Below are 18,403 nucleotides of genomic sequence, written 5' to 3'. Positions count from 1 at the left end.
CCGGGCCGGTCGGGCCCGGCCCATCGGTCGGTCAGTCGAGCGGGGTGCCGACGGGTTCGGCCTGGGCCGGCAGGGCGGTTTCCCACAGGTCCACGACGTCCGACATCGTGGGAGCCGGCGCCCGCAGCAGGGCCGTCGCCGCCGTGCGTACGAACAGCCGGTGCCGGTCGTCCGTGAGGTACTCCACCGGGGACTTGCCGTCCACACGCGCCAGCAGCAGCGCCGGGAGCAGGGTGGCGGCACGCTCCTCGACGGCCGCTCGCGGCTCCCAGTCGACACAGCGGGCGTACGCCTCGGCCAATGCCCGGGCGGAGCGCAGGAGTTCGCCGCGGCAACCGGGCACCACCAGGCTCTTGAGGAGGAGGTGGTTGACGCAGAAGGCGACGTCGAAGGCCGGGTCCCCGTACCAGGCGCACTCGGCGTCCAGCAGCACCGGACCCGACGGGCCGACGAGGATGTTCTTGGGGCTGACGTCACCGTGCACCAGGGCCGCGTGGGTGGTGGCCGTGCGGTCGGCGAGGCCGCGGACGGTGTCGGCGAGGGAGGGGTGTGCGGCCGCGGTGGCGAGCAGGTACGGCTCGATGCGCAGCGCGTGGAAGTTGTCGTCGGTGGCGAACTCCGCCGCGAGGTCCGTGTCGCCCGCGCTCGCCGCGTGCAGCGCGCCGAGCAGTTCGCCGACCGCCGCAGCGGTCGTCACCCGCACCTCACCCCCCAGCAGCTGCGCCTTCCAGACGGGGTACCGCTCGGGAGGAAGGTACTCCATGGCGAACAGGCCGGCTCCGGGGTCGTGGGCCAGCAGGCCGGGGACGCTGTCCGGGCGGTGCCGGGAGGCGAACCGCATCCAGGCCCACTCGTAGGCGTTGCGCGACACCGGTGCCTGCCAGTCGGCCGTCACCTTCAGTTTGGCCAGGGCACGCTTGACGCAGAGGGAACGTCCGGGCAGGTCCACCCGCCACAGGTCGGACGAGACGCCGCCGGCCAGCGGCGTCCAGCGGGCGGTTTCGCCCGGTTCGGCGAGGCACTGGGTGATCAGGAAGTCCGTCAGCGCGGTGCCGGGCCCGAGGGCCGCACTCATCTGCGCGGAGCTCGCGTTCATCGCGGGTCACCCGACCCGGCGGGCAGGTCACGAGGGGTGTTGCAGGCGTGGGCCGGTGTCCCGCCCGCCAGGACCCGTACGACTTCCTCGGCGGCGCGGCGGCGCAGCTCGATGACCGACGCGTCGGAGGAGAAGGCGACGTGCGGGGTGAGGAGCGCCCCGGGCTGTGCCGAGAGCCCGGCGGGGACGTCCGGCTCGGTCTCCAGGACGTCGAAGGCGGCGCCGTCCAGGTGCCCGCTGTCGAGCGCCTTGATCACAGCGTCGGTGTCGACGAGGCCACCCCGGCTGACGTTGACCAGCAGACCGCCCGGCCGCATCAGCGCCAGCTGGTCGCTTCCGATGATGTGGTGGGTGGCGGGCGTGAGCGGCACGTGCAGGATCACCACGTCGCTACGGCGCAGCAGTTCCTCCAGGCCGGTCATCTCCACGCCGGGAGCGTCCCGCGGCGGGTGCGGGTCGTGGGCCAGGATCCGGCAGCCGAACGCGCCGAGCCTGCGTGCCGTGGCGCGTCCGATCCGCCCGAAGCCGACGATGCCGCAGGTCAGCGTCGACAGCCGGCGCAGCCGTGCGCTCGCCGGGTTCCAGCGGCCCGCCCGGACCTCGCGGTCGAGGACGGCCAGGCCGCGCGTCCAGGCCAGGACCATGCCTACGGCGTGGTCGGAGACCTCCTCGACGCAGTAGTCCGGAACGTTGGTGACCCACACGCCCTGCTCGGTGGCCGTGTCCACGGCGATGTTGTCCAGGCCCACTCCGAGCCGGGCCACGACACGGAGATCCGGGGAGGTCCCGATCGCGGTGGCGGAGACCGGGGCCCAGCAGGTCAGGATGCCGGCAGGGCGGTGCTCGGCCACCAGCTTCTCGATCGCCCCGGCGGAGGAGGGCTCGGCGGGGCCGGTCACCAGGGTGTGGCCCGCGTTCTCGATGACCGACCGCTCGACCGAGTCGTCGGGCCAGGCGTAGTCGGTGAGCAGCACGGTGCCGGGGCGGCTCGGTGGTTTCATGGCAGGTCGTCCTCGCAGAATCGTGCGGCCGCAGCGGACGGCCGGGCGTCCCGCCCGGTCGCGTCGGTCAGCAGGTTTGATCGTCATCCGGCACGGCGGCCGATGTCACGCCCGATCGGGCCTTCGGTCGCCGTGGGTGGGGTGGAGAGGTTCGCAGGGCTCGGGTGGGGTGCCGGTGCCCGCCGACTTGTGGTCGGTCGGGGCGGCGCGCCACGTCACGGGTACGGGTCACGAGATGCCGAGGCACGTCGTATCACTCTGTCATAGCCACTGGTGCTAACGATAGCACTGGCGGGCTTCTCTGCGTCAAGAGCGAGACAACAAGCCGGTTACCAAGCGGAAAACGGGGGCCGCCGAAGAAATCCGGCGTTCACATCTTGACGCGCCCTGAACTTCCCTTCATCGTTCTGGCAACGCCGACCGTGTGACCAGAGCGTGGAACGCACGAGATCCGGCTGTCGAAGACGCCATAGCCACGGACGTCCCCGACGGGCGACATACGGCTGAATTCCGCACGCGGCATCCGACCGCGCGGCTGCCCCTTCGCCCCCCATATCGCCGGTCGGCGCTTTCTCGCCACATGCCGGCCCGACCGTGCCGTTTTTCAGCTCACCCTTCTCGCCTCACCGCATCCGGCCGCCGTGCGCATCACCCCGTACCGGCGATACGTCCACCGCGGCCTGCCGTGGCCCGTTCCTCCTCAGGAGCCGTAGTGACTCACGCAGCGCAAGTCGACACCAGTGCCATGCCCGCCGACGACACGGAGGAGACCAGCGCCCCTCCCCTTTCCAAGAGCATGATCGGGCTGGGCTTCCTGCTGATCGTTCTCTCCTACATGGTCAATGCGATGGACCGCCAGGTCTTCCCCCCGCTGCTCCCCAACATTCGTCAGGAGTACGGATTCTCCCTGGAGCAGGGCGGGCTGCTGGCCACGAACTTCACCCTCGGCATGGCGCTGGCCGGTCTGCCCGCGGGCTACCTCCTGGACCGCTTCCGCCGCAAGACGGTGCTGCTCGCCAGCATCGTGATCTACTCCCTGGGCACCATGGCCACGCCGCTGGCGACCGGCTTCGCCGACATGACCCTGTACCGGGTCGTCTCGGGCTTCGGCGAGGGCATGCAGTCTGCGGCGATCTTCGCGGCGATGGGCGCCTTCTTCGCCCACCGGCGCGGCCTCGCCTTCGGTGTGATCGGCGTGGGCTACTCCGTCGGCGTGTTCATCGCACCGCTGATCGGCGTCGAGCTCATGAGCATGCACGGCACCTGGCACTCGCCCTTCTACCTGTTCGGCACGGCTGGGCTGCTGATCGCCGCCGCCTCCCTGTTCCTCGTGAAGACGGGTCTGACCGAGACCTCCGTCGAGAAGGTCCTCTCGACCAGGACGTACGAGCACATGCCGGCCTCCGCCTACAACCGCAACACCATCGCCCTGACCGTCCACGCCGTCGTCAGCGGTGTGGCGATCTACGGGTTCCTCGGCCTGTATCCGACGTACCTGATCAGCTCGCTGCACTACTCCCCCGAGCAGGCGGCCCTGGCCATGAGCCTCCTCGGCTTCGGCGGCATGACGGCCATACTCGGCGGCTGGCTCGGTGACCGGGTGAACCAGCGCAACCTGCTGATCCTCAGCCTGCTCGCCGTCTCGGTCATCAGCGTGTGCATCTACGAGACGCGGGCCGCGGTGGAGGTGCAGTGCGTGTTCGCCTTCCTGATGGGCGCCTTTGGGCTGGGCTTCATCTACCCGAACACCAACAGCGCGATCCAGCGGGCGGTCCGGCCGACGCAGATCGGGCGCGCCTCCGGCCTCTTCGTCACCGGCTACTACGGGCCGGCGGCGTTCTCGGGCCTGCTCTTCGCCGCGCTCGTGGACTCCTTCGGCTGGAGCCGGGCGGGGATGCTCCAGGTCACCGTCCTGCCGTTGCTGGGCGTCGTCGCCCTGGCATTCGTCCGGCCCGCGCAATTCAACAACGCGGTCCGCTGACCGCACGCTCCGCCGGCACTCAGAGGGCCTGCCCACCGCCGAGCGGTGGGCAGGCCCCGTCGTTCGTGGACACCGGGGGCGTCCGCCGGTCAACGGCTCTCGGCCACGACCGGATTGCGCAGGACGCCGATGCCCTCGATCTCCACTTCGACCTCGTCCCCGGGGCGTATCGGTCCGACACCGGAGGGCGTGCCGGTCATGATCACGTCCCCGGGGAGCAGCGTCAGATAGCGGCTGAGGTAGCTGACGATCTCCGGAACCGGGAGCAGCAGGTCGGCCGTGCTCGCGGACTGCACGACGGTGCCGTTCACCCGGGTGGTCAGGGCCAGTCCCGATGGGTCGAGTTCCGTCGCGATGACGGGCCCGAGGGGCGCGAAGGTGTCTTGCCCCTTCCCGATGAGAAGCGTTCCGAACGCGCTCTCCTTGCGCTGGACGACACGGTCGCTGACGTCATTGCCGCACGTGTAGCCGAGGATGTGGTCAGCGGCTTCGGAGGGCTTGACATGGCGAGCCTCCTTTCCGATGACGACGACCAACTCGCCCTCGAAATGAATCAGTTCGCCGTCGGACGGATACACGATCGCGTCGCCCGGCCCCACCACCGCCGTACTCGGCTTCATGAAGCACACCGGCACCTCGGGGATCTCACGGTCGGTCTCGCCGACATGTGAGGCGTAGTTGTAGGCGAATCCGAAAATCCGGGGCCGGTCGACCGGCGGGAGGACGACGACGTCATCGACTCGGTCGGTGTGCCCCGCAGGGGACAATCCGGTAAAGGGATCGCCTTCGAATCTGGCGATACCGACGCCTCCGGATTCAAGCTCTCCGTAATGACGTTCGCCGCCGACGGCATATCTGACGATGCGCACGGACACCTCCGCAACTAGGCAGCCGCGGGCGGCTGCACGTCCCATCCATCAGTGCTAACGTTAGCACTCGACCGAGCATACGCTCGAGGGCTCAGCTCCAGGCGACCACGGAGCGCAACACCGGTGCTATCGTTGGCACACGGAAAGTGACGACACGGGACCAGTCAGCCGAGGAGACTCCTTACGTGATCACCACCAGGGACATCGCCGAGCGCCTCGGAGTCTCCGTGTCGACGGTGGGACGGGCGCTGGCCGACGATCCGCGCATCAGCGAGGAGACGAAGTTCCGCGTCCGCCAGGCCGCTTCCGACATGGGGTACGTGGGCAACCGTGCGGCCCGGATGATGCGCGGAGCGTCCAGCAACGTGGTCGCGCTCGTGATCCCCGACATCCGCAACAGCTTCTACTCGACCATCGCGCACGAGCTGTCCAAGAACATGGAGTCCGAGGGCTTCCAGCTGATGCTGTCGGAGACCGACGACGACCGGACGGCGGAGCTGCGCCACCTGCGGGAACTGTCCGCGAACCGCGTGGCCGCCGTCATCATCGTGCCCAGCGCGCGCCCGCACAGCGAGTCCGTCAAGCTGTTGCGTGCCCTCCCGCATGTGCAGTTGCTGCGCCGGCACCCGTCGCTGGGTTCGCAGTGGTTCGGCGTGGACGACCGGGAGGCGCTGCGCCGGGCCACGGCCCACCTGGTGGCACAGGGCCACACACGCCTCGCCTACCTCGGCGGCCCCGAGGAGCTGCCCACCGGCGCCGAGCGTCTGCGCGGGTTCCGCAGCGCCCTGCGCGAAGGCGGCCTGCCGGACGACGCCGGGCGTGCGGAGCTGGGCCCGCCGTCGTCGGTCGACCACGGCCGCGCGACGGTACGCCGGCTGCTGTCCGACCCGGATGCGCCCACCGCGCTGGTGCTTGGGTCGATCCAGCTCACCCTCGGCGTCCTGGAGGAGCTGTCCCGGCAGGGCGTCAAGGTGCCCCAGGATCTGTCCGTGGTCGGGTTCGGCGACGAGCCCGGCTTCTCCTGGTGGGGCCCCGGACTCACCACGATCGGCCTGCCCATCCAGGAGATGGCCACCGGCTGCGCGCTGTGGATGATCCGACGGCTCAAGACCGAGCCGGGCAACGACGGCCCGTACACGGCAGTCTCCCCCGGTTCGTTGATCCTGCGTGGTAGCACGGCATCGCCTGACGGGGGGACTCCGTCTGGTCGATGAAGCGGCGTTTGCCGAGGCCGAACCGGGTGAGGTGTCGACTGCAGTCCGCCGGTCGAATCACAAAACTGATACTCACAACTTCGCGGTCGTGCAATCCCGCATCACCATGGAGCCGCCGGCGATTTACCCACTTGCCGGCGCATGCGCGAGAGGTGCCCATCTCAGCGGCGACGTGGGCGATGGGACGCGTCTCGCACCGCTTCACGAGCCGCCTGCGGCCCTCGACGCTCAGGGGCGCATTCGCGTGGGGCACTCGTCGTCCTCTCGAAGTCAGACAACGGCAGGCGCGACACCTGTCGTGCGTGCCTGCCGCATTGCGGCCTTTCAGTCCCGCGGTGCCACGCGGATCCGGTTCCCGTCAGGATCAGCTGCGAGGAAGGTCAGCCCGAACCCCGCATCATGTGGCTCCTGCAGGATCGTGACGCCCTTGGACTGCCACTGCTTGAAGATCGCGTCGACCTCGTCGGGCCCACCGCCGATGGCCAGGCACACCTCACTGGTACGCGGGACGTCCGGTGACAGATCCTCGAACTGGCCAGACCACAGAGCGAGGTCAGCGCCTGGCCCGAGGTCGAAGGTGATGTATCCCGGAGTCTCGAACGACGGCCTCATGTCGAGGAGGTCACCGTAGAAACGCGCTGCGGCGGGAGCGTCGTTCACATAGACGATGGACACGACGGATGTGGTCATGGTTGTTCCTTCTCACAGGTCGTAGGTACGCATCCATCAGCTTGACCGGGATATGCGCCGTATCATGTCGCAATTCCTGAGAAACTTGGTGTGTGACCCCGGACCGCTTCTTCTCGCTGATGCTGCTCCTCGCATCAAGGAATGCTGTGACCACACAGGAACTTGCCTCGGCGCTCGGGGTGTCCCTTCGAACCATCACCCGGGACCTGAACTGGCTCCGCGACGCCGGTCTGCCGGTGACCGCGCAACGGGGCCGCCTCGGAGGCGTGACCATGCTGCCCGGGTCCGGGCTCGACCTCACACGACTCACGCCGGGCGAGCGTGATCATCTGTCGCTCACCGGGCTGGATGAGAAGCAACGTGCGGAGCTCAACGCATCCGTCGAAAGCCGGCGCGCGCTCTCCAAGATCGCCGCTGGCCACTCACGTCGGGTTCATGAGCTCCTGCCGCTCACCGACGTAGTGCACGTGGACAGCCGTCCCTGGCTCCAGGCACATACGTCCGGCACGACTCCGGCTTCGCTGATCGGCGCAGTGCGGCGAGGTCGCCGACTACGGATCGAGTACGACAGCCGACGCGAATCATGCCCACGCCACCCGGTCGTGGATCCCTACGGGCTGTTCGCCAAGGCCGGCACCTGGTACCTCGTCGCCGACTGTGCCCGCGTGCCACGGATGTACCGACTCGAACGGATCACGACGTGGAAAGAAGTCGACCAGCCACGACGGATCCGCGAGAACCAGACCCTGGCCACCGTCGCTGCAGCGCTCATTGATCAGTGGGAACACAACCACGCGATCGAGGTCAGCGCCACCATCGACCAGACGCAGATCGAGCGAGCGCAACGGATCTTCGGCCAACGCCTCGTCCGGGGCGACCATGAAGAATCCGCCACCGGCCACAAGGTGACGATCCGCTTCCTGCATCTGGAGGACGTACGAGCACTCCTGCCGTTCGGGAGCGCCATCACTGTGCACGGCCCCACCGAAGCCAGGGCTCACCTCAGCGACCTCGCCACCAGCCTTGCCCAACACTATGCGCCGACACCAACGTCCTGACCCGCAACACCAGTCCTCGGCGAGAAGGGGGACTTGACCTGCCCGAGTCCTGGGCCGGGGAGAGTCGGCTCGAAGATCTACTTGGTGGGCCGGCGGCGCATCCCGAAGCCCTCGACCCGGACAAGTAGTTGCAGCCGGGATGCCGGACTTCCGAAGCTCGCGGGCCAGATACTCCATCTCGGGAAGCGTTCCTGAGTAGTCACCATCCAACACACGGCGCAGCACAGCCCTTGCGTACATCAGGCCGATGCCGAGCTCGGCCCGCAGCAGGCGCATGATGTCAACGCTCCTCGCCGGCGGAGGGCTCACCTGCAGCCACGCGGGTCCATGCTCGGAGAGCATGGACCCGTTGTTCTGCCGGTACGGTGTCACCGGACACGGCTGCGGTACAGCCACAAGTGGAACAGGTCGACTCCACGTCCCAGTGCATTTCGCTCTGCCCGCCGCATCCCCGAACGACCAACGCGACCATCGCCTGCACTGGTCCCTATGGCGTCGTCGACACCAGACCCGCGCCCGCGGCTGCCACTACCGCCGACGCGAGGCCAGAGCATGAAGATCCACAACTGCGGGTGGAGTGTCAATTGGCTGAGCTCAGAAGCAACCGACCGAAGGCAGTGCGCCCCGAGGGGCCCCTCATGCCGCCGTCAGCGCCGCCAGGGCGCGGTCCATCGCGGCGTTGAATTCTTCCGGCGTCAGCGGCAGCCGGGACTTGACGTCCCGACTCCACTGGTCGGCGAGGACCTCGGCGGAGTTCGCCTCGACACCGTCGAGCGCCGCGTCGGCCAGGTCCGACGGCGCGATCTTGGCCACGGGCCAGCCCGCGGCCATGTCGGTGTCGGCCAGGCCAAGGTGCACCGCTGTCACGAGTGTGCCCTGCTCGGCGAGTTCCAGGCGGACGCCGTTGGTCATGGCCCAGGCGGCGGCCTTGGTCAGGTGGTAGGCATTGGCGCCCTTGCCCCCGAACCATGACATGGCGGAGAGGACGTTGACGATCGCGCCCCCGTCGTTCCTGGCGAGCGCCGGCGCGAACTCCCGGATCATTCCCAAGTGGCCGAACATGTTGGTCTCCAGCTCGTGCCGTACCGCGTCCAGCGAACCGGTCACCAGGTCGGTCCCCGTCTGGATCCCCGCGTTGTTGATGAGCAGCGAGACGTCCGGGGCGGCCTCGGCTGCGGCCCTCACGGATGCGGGATCGGCGATGTCGAGGGGCAGCACGTCGACCCCGGGCAGGTCCACGGTCCCGGGCCGGCGAGCCGTCGCGTAGACCTTGCGGGCGCCCCGTTCGAGCAGGCGCTGGGCGAAGGCGCGGCCCAGGCCGCGGTTGGCTCCGGTGACAAGGGCAACTGAGTTGGTGATGTCCATGCCCCGTACGCTAAGACCTGACGCTAACGTCAGAGGCAAGCGCTGTTCAGGCCGGGGGAGAGGAATCGCCATGACCGTCACGGAGGCCGCGGGCGAGCGGCTGATCCGCATCGGCGAGGTGGCGCGGGGTGCCGGCGTCTCGGTACGCGCCGTGCGCTACTACGAGCAGCAGGGGCTGCTCATCGCCGAGCGCAGCCCATCCGGCCAGCGCCTCTACCGGCAGGATGCCGTCACCCTGGTCCGCTTCTTCCAGCAGATGTTCGCCGCCGGCCTGACCAGCCGAAGGATCACGGAACTCCTTCCGTGCTGGGACTCCGGGCACACCGACGCCGGGCAACGAGCCATGCTGCGCGCCGAGCGGGACCGCATCCAGGCCAAGGTCGACGACTTGCAGGCTGCCCTGGACCGCCTCGACGAGGTCATCGCGATCACGGACACGCACCCGTAGGCGCGGTCGGTCGGACGTCGCACCAGCGATCTACGGCTGGAGGACCAAGAGGTCGTCCCGGCCGGTGTTCAAAGCTCCGCCTCCCGCACGGTCGGACTGTCGGTGGACAATCCGCGTGCAGCGGTAGATCAGCTTGAGGAACACTGTGCGGATGAGCTCCGCAGCCTCCCGGACATCACAGGAACGGGCCCTTCGCCATGTCGCGGCACTGGCGTCGGGCCCTCCGATGGACCCGACGCTGCGGGTCACCCTGAACTTCCATCCAGACCGCCTGCTGCACGGCAAGCCGATCCTGCATGCCATGGCCGAAGACGGTGTCTACCGCTCACAGTTCGTCACGGGGACCAGCAACGGCGGACTGACCGCATATCTCGGCGGCGACCGGTGGCGCTGGGAGAGCCGGATCTTCGACGGAGCCTACGACGAGGCGCCCGCTCACGACCGGCCCGTCTATGGGGCGTTGAACTTCCGCCGCAAGCCCGTGGGCGGGGCACCGCGGTTCGGCTCTGCCCACTTCCGGCTGACAGCCGAGACGCCGGCGCGGACCACGTTCTGCTACCCGGACAGTTTCCTTGAACCCTCGGATTTCGGCGTCGCGGCCCGCCTGGGGCTCATCGACCTTGCCCTCGCCGATCGTCAGGACGACCTCGACGACTACATCGAGGCGCAGGTTCACGGGCCTGTACGACCGAGCTGCGACGCGGAGGCGCTGGTCCTGGACCCCTCCTATCGGGGTACTGCCGTCGAGGCTGCGGCCTTGCGCCTGGGCTGCCCCGTGGAGTGGCACCCCGGCTTCCGACTCGAGGTCGAAGAACTCCTCCGTCATCCCGGCTACCGCGGTCAGGAGTACGTCGACCTGGGCGCACAGATCGCCGTCGACGGCGTACTCGATCCGCGCATCGTCGGGGATGCAGCGCGTACCGGCCACCATGACCCGCAGGCGATCAAGAAGGTGTGGCACTGTCTCGCGCGCTTCGGGGCGCCTGGGAAGGCCGTTGACCATTCGGTGAGTCCGGCACCGACGGAGGGGGCTGTACTCGACGGGCTCCGTTGAGGGGCTGGTGCCGGAGTTCGTCGTGGCAGACCGTCCACGGACGCTCCTCCGAGTGGTTCGCTGCACGGGTGGGGAGGAAGCTCCATCGCCCGGTACTCGACGATCTCGGCGCCCGGGGAGATCCGGATGGTCGCGATGCGCGATGACCCTGTGAGCCCGGCCCGCGGGCCCGGCTCTGTTCGGCTGTGTGTCGTTCCAGGCAGCGGCATCAGGCCCGCCGGGTGCGGGCGAGAGTGACGGCGCTGCGGGACACCCTGTCCACAGCGGAGTGTCCGTCGTGCGGGGCGCGGTGGACGCCGGGGGCCAAGGCGAGTACCGATCGCCCCGGCCGCGATGCCTGCCGCCGCCTGAGCCCGGCCGACAGCAATCTCGTCGTCGTCACGCCGGCACCGAGGCCTGGCGGAAGACGATCGCGGTGCCGAGGGCGGCCACCGCCGGGACGAAGAGATCACCGGAGGGCGACTCCCGTAGCGGAATCCCTTCCTCCTTCAGTATGTCCCGGACGACGGCGAGCTCGCGCACGGCGACCGCGTAGGCGACGAACGCGGGCAGCGCGGCGGGGCGCTCGTCCGGGAGAAGTGCCGTGAGGTGTGTGTCCGGCACAAGGGTCAGTGCGGCGCCGTCGAGGTCGAAGGCCCGTGCCGGGCCGTCCGCCCGCGCCGGACGACCGAGGTAGTTCTCATAGCGGGCCTGGACGAGGGCTAGTTCGGCTTCGGCGACGCAGAGCACGACCTCGATCAGATCGAAGGCACCGTTGGGGTGGTCCAGAAGCCGGCTGCCCTGGATGTCCGCGTCCAGGTCCGCGACAGCTCCAACGCGGCCTTCCGTGGTGGAGCCGTTCCCCGTCCCCGTCCCCGTCCCGTCGCTGTCGATCTCCAGATAGCGGACGAGTTCCGTGCGGATTCCGCTGCTCGTCCCCACCGGGCGCCTCACGGCGTTCACCCCGCCGTGGCCGACACCGGCGGAGGCGAGTCTCGTCGCCGTGGCATCGATGTCGGGCGAAGAGAACATCAGGATGTGCAGACCCTCGAAACGCCTGAGCATGAACGCCAGTTTGGCGCTGGTCTCGCCGATCCGCTCCAGGAGCAGCGGCAGTTGGCTCGCCGGTGCCTGGAGCGGGACCAGGTGTGCGTCCTCCGGGATGCGCGTGGCGTCGCCGTCCCGCACACAGGTCGCGAGTTCGATGAAACTGCGCCGGAAGTCGGCGTGGGTGTTCGCCGCGCCGAACGGCTCGGGCTCGGCCCCCTCGGCCGGTGCCATCGTGGGGTAGCTCGGTGGCGGCACGGCAAATCCCAGGCGCCGGTACAACGTGAGCGCCTCCCCCATGCTGCCGACGACGTGCCCGACATGATGCAGACGTGCGATGTCATGTCGCATGGCCGCCACCGTAGGTCGGCGCCACCAGGCGGTCAACGAACCGGCGCCGGGGCACTTACGGAATGTGTCCGGCTCCTGTCCGTCACGTCCCCCTCGAACAGCAGGCTGCGGACACAACGCGATCCACCGCCCGCTGGAACCGAGCCCACCCACCGAAACGTGAAACAGGCACTCAGTACGTTTCCCTGCGCAGCCGGCGCATCACCGTTGCCGTGCGCACGAGTTCGTCCAGCATGTGCTCCGCGGCGGTCTCATGGATCTTGCCGGCCAGGAAGGCTCCGTCCTCGACGCGCTCGCTGACGAACGGGATGCTCACGGTCGGGCCGATCGGCAGCATCCTCAGGTTGGCCACCACCTGCTTGGCCATCTGCACGGCGCGGGTGCCCGCCGAGACACCTCCGTAGCTGACGAACGCGGCCGGCTTGTGCTGCCACTCCACGACGAGGTAGTCCCACGCGTTCTTCAGCGGGGCCGGGAAGCCTCCGTTGTACTCCGGGGTGACGAACACGAACGCGTCCGAGGCGTCGACGATGCGACTCCACGTGCGGGTGTGGCTGTGCGTGTACTGCTGGAGAGCGGGCGGATGCGGCTCGTCGAAGAACGGGAGGGCGAGTTCGCGCAGGTCGACCACGTGCGACTCGAACTGCTCGCACTGCGCGGCCCTGGCCGTGAACCAGTCGGCGACGGACCTGCCCACGCGCCCTGGACGCGTGCTGGCCACGACTGTGGTGAGGGTCATGGGGGCCGCAGAGGGCTCGGGGGACATGAGGACCCGCTTTCCTGTGGGCCGCGCAGGGCCGGCGAACCCGCGCTGCCTGTGCTGTCCGTCCGTCCAGGACAGCGCGGGCTCGCCGGAGTCTCTTCCGCGGCATCCCAGTCTCACGACGGGTTGTGCGAACGATAGCACTGACTCTCAGCAGGGCCAAGAGTGAGGCAGAACGGCAAGCCGAGCTCGCATTGCGGCACACCCCACCCCTTGACAGAACCATCAACAGTTCGCACGATTGCGCTATCGATAGCACGTAGTGAGCCGCAGCGGATGAACACGTCTCCGACTGCGGGGGCGCCCCTCCTCCTCCTTCTGGATGACCGGCACATGCCGCCCGGCGCCCCGATCGTCCGAACTCCGAAAGGTTGCACCGCCATGACAGACGCGCGGATCGCCGAGCTCTATGGCCGCCGGGTGTGGGATTCCCGCGGGCGCCCCACCGTGGAGGTCGAAGCGCATCTGGCGGACGGCGCGATCGGCCGGGCCATCGCACCGGCGGGCGCGTCGACGGGCCAGGGCGAGGCGCTCGACCTTCGGGACGGTGGCAGCCGCTTCGGCGGGCTGGACGTCCGGCGGGCGGTCGGTTCGGTGAACCACGAGATCGCCCCCGCACTCCTGGACCGCGACGCGAGCGATCAGGAAGCCATAGACCGGCTCCTGGTCGACCTCGACGGCACTCCCGACCGCAGCCGCCTCGGCGGCAACGCGATCGTCGCCACGTCCATGGCGGTCCTGCACGCCGCCGCGGCGTCGGAGGGCGTACCGCTGTGGCAGCACCTGGCGGGCGGACGACCCGTCCGGATCCCGCTGCCGGAGATCCAGATCTTCGGCGGCGGTGCCCATGCGGACCGTCGCGTCGACGTACAGGACTTCATGGTCATGTGCCCCGCGGCGGGCAGCTTCTCCGAGGCCCTCGACTGGACCGCGGAGATCTACCGGGCGGCCGGAAGCCTGATGCGCCAGGCGGGCAAGGCCCAGGGTGTGGCCGACGAGGGCGGCTTCTGGCCCGCCTTCGACTCCAACGAGGAGGCCCTCGAAACGCTCACCCGGGCGATCGAGAAGGCCGGTTTCGACCCCTCGACGCAGGTCGGCATCTCGCTGGACATCGCGGCCTCGCAGTTCGGCAGCGGCGGGCGGTACACGCTGGCCCTGGACGACCGCACGCTGGACACCACGGCGCTGATCGACATGCTGGGCGGCTGGATCGAGCAGTATCCGATCCTCTCCGTCGAGGACCCGGTGGGCGAGGACGACACCGACGGCATGGTGGAGTTCACCCGGCGCCACGGCCACCAATGCCAGGTGATCGGAGACGACTACCTGGTCACCCATGCCAAGCGGGTGGAGGCCGCGGCCACGACCGGGGCCGCCAACGCCGTCCTCGTGAAGCCGAACCAGGCCGGCACGGTCACGGAGGCGTTCCAGGCGCTGCGGGCCGGGAAGGACGCCGGCTTCGGCACCATCGTCTCCGCCCGGTCCGGTGAGACCGAGGACGTCACCATCGCCCATCTCAGCGTCGGATGGGATGCGGGACAGCTCAAGGTGGGCTCGTTCACCCGCTCCGAGCGCATGGCCAAGTGGAACGAGGTTCTGCGCATCGAGGAGTCCCTCGGCGCATCCGCGGAATTCAGCGGATGGTCCGCATTCACCTTCTCCGATTCCGGGTCTTCCACGACCGAGCCGTAAAAGCAGTTCAAAGTATTACAGTCATCGAAATACAGAGCCGATCGGAGCACGGAGACCCCATGCTGCCACCCGTCAATCTGCGCCCGAGTTTCAATATCACCCGCGCTAGCCACGTCCGCCTCACCGTCGCCGATCTGGCCGAGAGCCGGAACTTCTACGTGAACGCCCTGGGGCTCGTCGTCAGCGACGAGGACGAGCGCACCTGCTACCTGCGCGGCCTGGCCGAGGCCTGCCACCACAGCCTCGTCCTGGAGCTCGACGAAGAGGGCGCGGGCGCGTGCAAGAGGATCGGCTTCCGGGTGTTCTTCGACGAGGACCTCGATCTCGCGTACGCCTGGTTCCGGGACCGCGGGCTGCCCGCCGAGTGGGTGGACGCCCCGTACCAGGGCCGCACCCTGCACGTCAGTGACCCGATCGGCACGCCGCTCGAACTGTGCGCGCACATGGAGACCCGGCCGCGGCTGCACATCGACTTCCAGCAGTACAAGGGCGCCCACGCGCAGCGGCTGGACCACTACCAGACCTTCGCGCCCGACGCCTATGAGCTGTGCGCCTTCTACAGTGAGCTGGGCTTTCGCAACTCGGAGTACCTGGAGCACGGCGACAAACTGCTGAGCGCGTTCATGTACCGCAAGGGCACCTGCCTCGACCTCGCGATCGTCGAAAACACCGGGCCCGCCCTGCACCACTTCGCCTACACCGTCTCGGAGAGCCGCGACATCTTCACCGCGTGCGACTGGGCGGGCATCCTCGGCTACGGCGAAGGGGTCGAGCGAGGCCCCGGGCGCCACGGTCCCGGCGGGATGCTGTTCGCGTACCTCCGCGACCCCGACGGCCACCGGGTCGAGGTCTTCAACAGCCACTACCAGACGATCGACACCGAGGTCGAGCCGGTGCGCTGGGACGCGGCATCGCTGAGCACCAATGTGCGCTGGGGGCTCCCCGCCCTGGAGAAGTGGTACTTCGAGGCGTCGCCGTTCGTCGGCGCGCCGCTGATTCCGCCGGCCGAGAAGCCGAATCCGATGTCCCTGGAGCGGTTCCTGCTGGAGCAGCCCCTTCCCTGACCTTCCGCCCGCACCGCCCCCAAGGAGACGCCATGGCACGAGTTCCCTATCTGCGCCGCGAGGACGCGGACGAGTCGCTGAAGCCGCTGTACGACCGGCTGGAGACCGAACGCAAGGTCCCGACGGCGAACATCTTCCTCGCCCTCACCCACGCGCCCACCCAGCTGGACGCCTTCCTGACCTACGCCAACTCGCTGCGGGCCGCTGATCTCAGCCCCAGGCTGCGCGAACTGGCGATCCTGACCGTGGGTCACGCGACCCGGTCGGCGTACGAGGTCGCCCATCATCAGTCGCACGGCCTCAAGGCCGGGCTCACCGAGGAACAGCTCGCGGCGGTGGCCGACTTCGAGCACTCCGGTCTGTTCGACGAGACGGAGAAGGCGGTCATGCGACTCGCCAAGGAGTCCACCCTCCGGGTCGACGTCCCGGAGGAGACCTGGCAGGCCGCCGCCGCTCATCTGACGAGCCGGCAGATGGTCGAACTGTCGTTGTCCATCGCCTGGTACAACTCCGGCGTCCGCATCATGGGACTGCTGGGTATCGACCTCGAAGACAATTATCCGGACCCGTTCGCCCATTCCTAGGTTTCGGCACCGTACGGCTCACTTATTCAGGAGTATTTCCATGGCGAAAATGCTCGCCGCGAGACTGCACGAACTCGGTGCGCCGATGTCGGTGGACACGGTCGACGTGCCCACCCCCAGGCCGACCGACGTGCTGGTGCGGGTCAAGGCATGCGGAATCGTGCCGAACATGGCCAATGTGATCAACAACTGGCCCACCTGGTACCCGCATCAGCCGCTGCCCCAGCTCCCCGCGATCTTCGGTCTCGACCCCGCAGGTGTGGTCGAGGCCGTCGGCGAGGCGGTGCTCAACACCAAGCCCGGCGACCGGGTCTATGTGAGCCCGCTGCGGTCCTGCGGCAGCTGCCAGGTGTGCCGCGGCGGCGAACTCAGCCGATGCCGCTACTTCACCCTGAACGGCTACTTCAGCACCTCCCGCGACGGCCAGCGCATCTTCGACCTCTACCCCTACGGCGGTTTCGCCGAGTACATGACCGCGCCGCAGCACGCGATCGTCAACATTCCCGACACCATGACGTTCGAGCAGGCCGGCAAGCTCGGCTACATCGGAACCTCCTACGGCGCCCTCAAGAACGCCGCGGCCGCCCCCGGCCAGGTCGCGCTGATCGACGGGATCACGGGCACACTCGGTGTCGCCTCCACTCTCCTCGCGCTGGCCTCCGGCGTCTCCAGGGTGCTCGGCACCGGCCGCAACGAGGAGCTCATGAAGCGGGTCAAGGAGTTGGCGCCGGACCGGATCGAGGTCATGCGGCTGGGCGAGGGCTCCACCGGAGAGTGGGCCAAGTCCCGCACCGGCGGCGAGGGTGCGGATTTCGTGATCAGCGCGCTCGGTGCCAAGGCTCCGGTGGAGACGATGCTCGACTCCATGCAGGGTGTCCGCCGGGGCGGCAGGGTCGTCAACGTCGGCGGGGTGGCCGACCGGCTGCCCGTGGACGTGAAGTGGCTCATGGACGAGCAGGTCCAGCTGATCGGCTCCAACTGGTTCACCACCGCGCAGGGCCAGGAGGTCGCCGACATGGTGGCGACCGGAGCCCTGGACCTGTCGTACCTGATCACCAAGCCCTTCCCGCTGTCCGAGGTCAACGAAGCCATCTCGGGGCGGGTGACGGATCTCGACGGTGGATTCAGCAACTACGTCGTGATCCCCTGAACCCGTAGCCGCCCCGAACTCGCCCCGCGGCGGTCCTGTTCTGCCCTGACGCCGCCGCGGGGTGATCCCAGCACGACGGAGGTACCGGTGGAACTGCGCTGGCTGGAGTCGTTCGTCGTCGTCGCGGAGGAACTGCACTTCGCCCGGGCCTCGGACCGTCTGCATCTCGCCCCGTCGGCGCTCAGCGCCCAGATCAGGGCGCTGGAGTCCCATCTGGGTGTGCGGCTGGTCGACCGCGGACGGCGGACCCGCCCGGCCCTGACCAGTGCCGGGCGGCTGTTCCTCGAAGAGGCGCGGCTGACCCTCGCCCAGGCCGCCCGGGCCGAGGCGGTGGGCCGGCGCGCCGGTCGTGGGGAGCTGGGGCACGCGCAGATCGCGTACGTCGCCTCCGCCGCGTTCTCCGGGGTGCTGACCGACGTCCTCACCCGCTGCGCGGCCCCTGGTACCGAACTGACGGTGCAGGTACGGGAGTTGGAGACGCCCGCCCAGCTGGAGGCGCTGGCCGGCGGGGACATCGACGTCGGCTTCCTGCGCTTCAGGCCGGAGTACCCACCCGAGGTCACGGCGACCTGTCTGCTCACGGAACAGGTCGTCCTGGCGCTGCCGGCCGGGGCACCACTCGCGGCGTACGACGCCGTACTGGCGGCACAACTGCGCGACGAGTGCTTCGTGGCCCCGCACTTCGACGAGGAGTACGGCTGCCGCGACCAGATCCTCGAGGTGGCGGAGCAGGGCGGGTTCAGTCCCCGGTGCGCTCCCCCGGTGCGGGACTTCATCGCGGCTCTGACCATGGTGGGCGGCGGCCTCGCGGTCGCCCTGGTGCCCGACTCGCTGCGCCGCGTCCAGATCCCCGGAGTGGCCTACCGGCCGCTGGCCGACGTGGCGCCGACCACCCGGCTGGTCGGCGCCTACCGCAAGGGGGAGACCTCGCCCGCTGTACGCGGGGTGATCCGCCGGCTGCGGGAGGCCGCCGCCGCGACGGCCACAGCCTGAAGCG

The 18,403-nt window shown here is 69.0% G+C and carries 17 protein-coding genes and 1 pseudogene; 10 read left to right on the top strand and 8 right to left on the bottom strand.

Translation table 11 applies throughout. The features are described 5' to 3' along the window. Positions 1-31: 31 nt before the first annotated feature. Both A4E84_RS39240 and A4E84_RS39235 read right to left on the bottom strand, forming a co-directional pair. On the bottom strand, positions 32-1,096 hold the full coding sequence (locus A4E84_RS39240) for a phosphotransferase family protein (RefSeq protein WP_237305090.1): 1,065 nt from the start codon (positions 1,094-1,096) through the stop codon (positions 32-34). Further along, positions 1,093-2,097 (bottom strand): C-terminal binding protein, encoded by a 1,005-nt coding sequence (locus A4E84_RS39235; RefSeq protein WP_062931099.1) that lies wholly within the window; start codon positions 2,095-2,097, stop codon positions 1,093-1,095. Before A4E84_RS39235 ends, A4E84_RS39240 begins: the two co-directional genes overlap by 4 nt. A 712-nt stretch (positions 2,098-2,809) precedes the next feature. Here A4E84_RS39235 and A4E84_RS39230 point away from each other — a divergent pair. Then, a complete protein-coding gene (locus tag A4E84_RS39230) occupies positions 2,810-4,078 on the top strand; it encodes an MFS transporter (RefSeq protein ID WP_062931098.1) in 1,269 nt (422 codons plus the stop codon). A gap of 89 nt (positions 4,079-4,167) precedes the next feature. Here the strand turns inward: A4E84_RS39230 and A4E84_RS39225 are convergent, their stop codons facing one another. Beyond that, positions 4,168-4,992 (bottom strand): fumarylacetoacetate hydrolase family protein, encoded by an 825-nt coding sequence (locus tag A4E84_RS39225; RefSeq protein ID WP_237305089.1) that lies wholly within the window; start codon positions 4,990-4,992, stop codon positions 4,168-4,170. A gap of 140 nt (positions 4,993-5,132) precedes the next feature. Between A4E84_RS39225 and A4E84_RS39220 the strand changes: the two genes are divergently transcribed. Beyond that, positions 5,133-6,161, top strand: coding sequence for a LacI family DNA-binding transcriptional regulator (locus A4E84_RS39220; RefSeq protein ID WP_062931097.1), 1,029 nt, complete (start codon positions 5,133-5,135; stop codon positions 6,159-6,161). Positions 6,162-6,246: 85 nt separating this feature from the next. On the opposite strand, the pseudogene A4E84_RS45055 reads toward A4E84_RS39220, so the two are convergent. Then, positions 6,247-6,414, bottom strand: a pseudogene (locus A4E84_RS45055) (helix-turn-helix domain-containing protein); the annotation flags it as partial. Positions 6,415-6,485: 71 nt separating this feature from the next. Further along, a complete protein-coding gene (locus A4E84_RS39215; RefSeq protein ID WP_062931096.1) occupies positions 6,486-6,851 on the bottom strand; it encodes a VOC family protein in 366 nt (121 codons plus the stop codon). A 92-nt stretch (positions 6,852-6,943) separates the two neighbouring features. Here A4E84_RS39215 and A4E84_RS39210 point away from each other — a divergent pair, with 92 nt between their 5' ends. Continuing rightward, a complete protein-coding gene (locus A4E84_RS39210) occupies positions 6,944-7,909 on the top strand; it encodes a helix-turn-helix transcriptional regulator (RefSeq protein WP_062931095.1) in 966 nt (321 codons plus the stop codon). Positions 7,910-8,545: 636 nt separating this feature from the next. Here the strand turns inward: A4E84_RS39210 and A4E84_RS39205 are convergent. Beyond that, complete coding sequence (locus A4E84_RS39205; RefSeq protein WP_062931094.1) at positions 8,546-9,274, bottom strand: SDR family oxidoreductase; 729 nt, start codon at positions 9,272-9,274, stop codon at positions 8,546-8,548. Between the two features lie 70 nt (positions 9,275-9,344). Between A4E84_RS39205 and A4E84_RS39200 the strand changes: the two genes are divergently transcribed. After that, on the top strand, positions 9,345-9,722 hold the full coding sequence (locus tag A4E84_RS39200) for a MerR family transcriptional regulator (protein WP_062931093.1): 378 nt from the start codon (positions 9,345-9,347) through the stop codon (positions 9,720-9,722). A gap of 151 nt (positions 9,723-9,873) precedes the next feature. Next, complete coding sequence (locus A4E84_RS39195; protein WP_062931092.1) at positions 9,874-10,776, top strand: DUF3626 domain-containing protein; 903 nt, start codon at positions 9,874-9,876, stop codon at positions 10,774-10,776. 378 nt (positions 10,777-11,154) lie between these two features. Here the strand turns inward: A4E84_RS39195 and A4E84_RS39190 are convergent, their stop codons facing one another. Together A4E84_RS39190 and A4E84_RS39185 are read right to left on the bottom strand one after the other, a co-directional pair. Further along, positions 11,155-12,153, bottom strand: a complete 999-nt coding sequence (locus A4E84_RS39190; RefSeq protein WP_062931091.1) for a VOC family protein — start codon at positions 12,151-12,153, stop codon at positions 11,155-11,157. Between the two features lie 172 nt (positions 12,154-12,325). Further along, positions 12,326-12,892: an NADPH-dependent FMN reductase gene (locus A4E84_RS39185; protein WP_062931828.1), complete on the bottom strand. Its 567-nt coding sequence runs from the start codon at positions 12,890-12,892 to the stop codon at positions 12,326-12,328. A gap of 405 nt (positions 12,893-13,297) precedes the next feature. Between A4E84_RS39185 and eno the strand changes: the two genes are divergently transcribed. From eno to A4E84_RS39160, 5 genes are all read left to right on the top strand, one after another. Beyond that, a complete protein-coding gene (gene eno / locus A4E84_RS39180; protein WP_062931090.1) occupies positions 13,298-14,608 on the top strand; it encodes a phosphopyruvate hydratase in 1,311 nt (436 codons plus the stop codon). A gap of 59 nt (positions 14,609-14,667) precedes the next feature. Then, complete coding sequence (locus A4E84_RS39175; RefSeq protein WP_062931089.1) at positions 14,668-15,672, top strand: VOC family protein; 1,005 nt, start codon at positions 14,668-14,670, stop codon at positions 15,670-15,672. A 32-nt stretch (positions 15,673-15,704) separates the two neighbouring features. Beyond that, a complete protein-coding gene (locus A4E84_RS39170) occupies positions 15,705-16,256 on the top strand; it encodes a carboxymuconolactone decarboxylase family protein (RefSeq protein WP_062931088.1) in 552 nt (183 codons plus the stop codon). A gap of 40 nt (positions 16,257-16,296) precedes the next feature. Continuing rightward, positions 16,297-17,406 carry an alcohol dehydrogenase catalytic domain-containing protein gene (locus tag A4E84_RS39165; protein WP_174569497.1) on the top strand — a complete coding sequence of 370 codons (1,110 nt, stop codon included), beginning with the start codon at positions 16,297-16,299 and terminating at the stop codon, positions 17,404-17,406. Positions 17,407-17,493: 87 nt separating this feature from the next. Then, a complete protein-coding gene (locus tag A4E84_RS39160) occupies positions 17,494-18,399 on the top strand; it encodes a LysR substrate-binding domain-containing protein (RefSeq protein ID WP_062931086.1) in 906 nt (301 codons plus the stop codon). Positions 18,400-18,403: the final 4 nt, after the last annotated feature.

The sequence above is a fragment of the Streptomyces qaidamensis genome (assembly GCF_001611795.1).
Lineage (GTDB): Bacteria > Actinomycetota > Actinomycetes > Streptomycetales > Streptomycetaceae > Streptomyces > Streptomyces qaidamensis.
The sequence above is the reverse complement of the archived record's forward strand: the minus strand, read 5'-3'. Positions and strand labels throughout refer to the sequence as shown.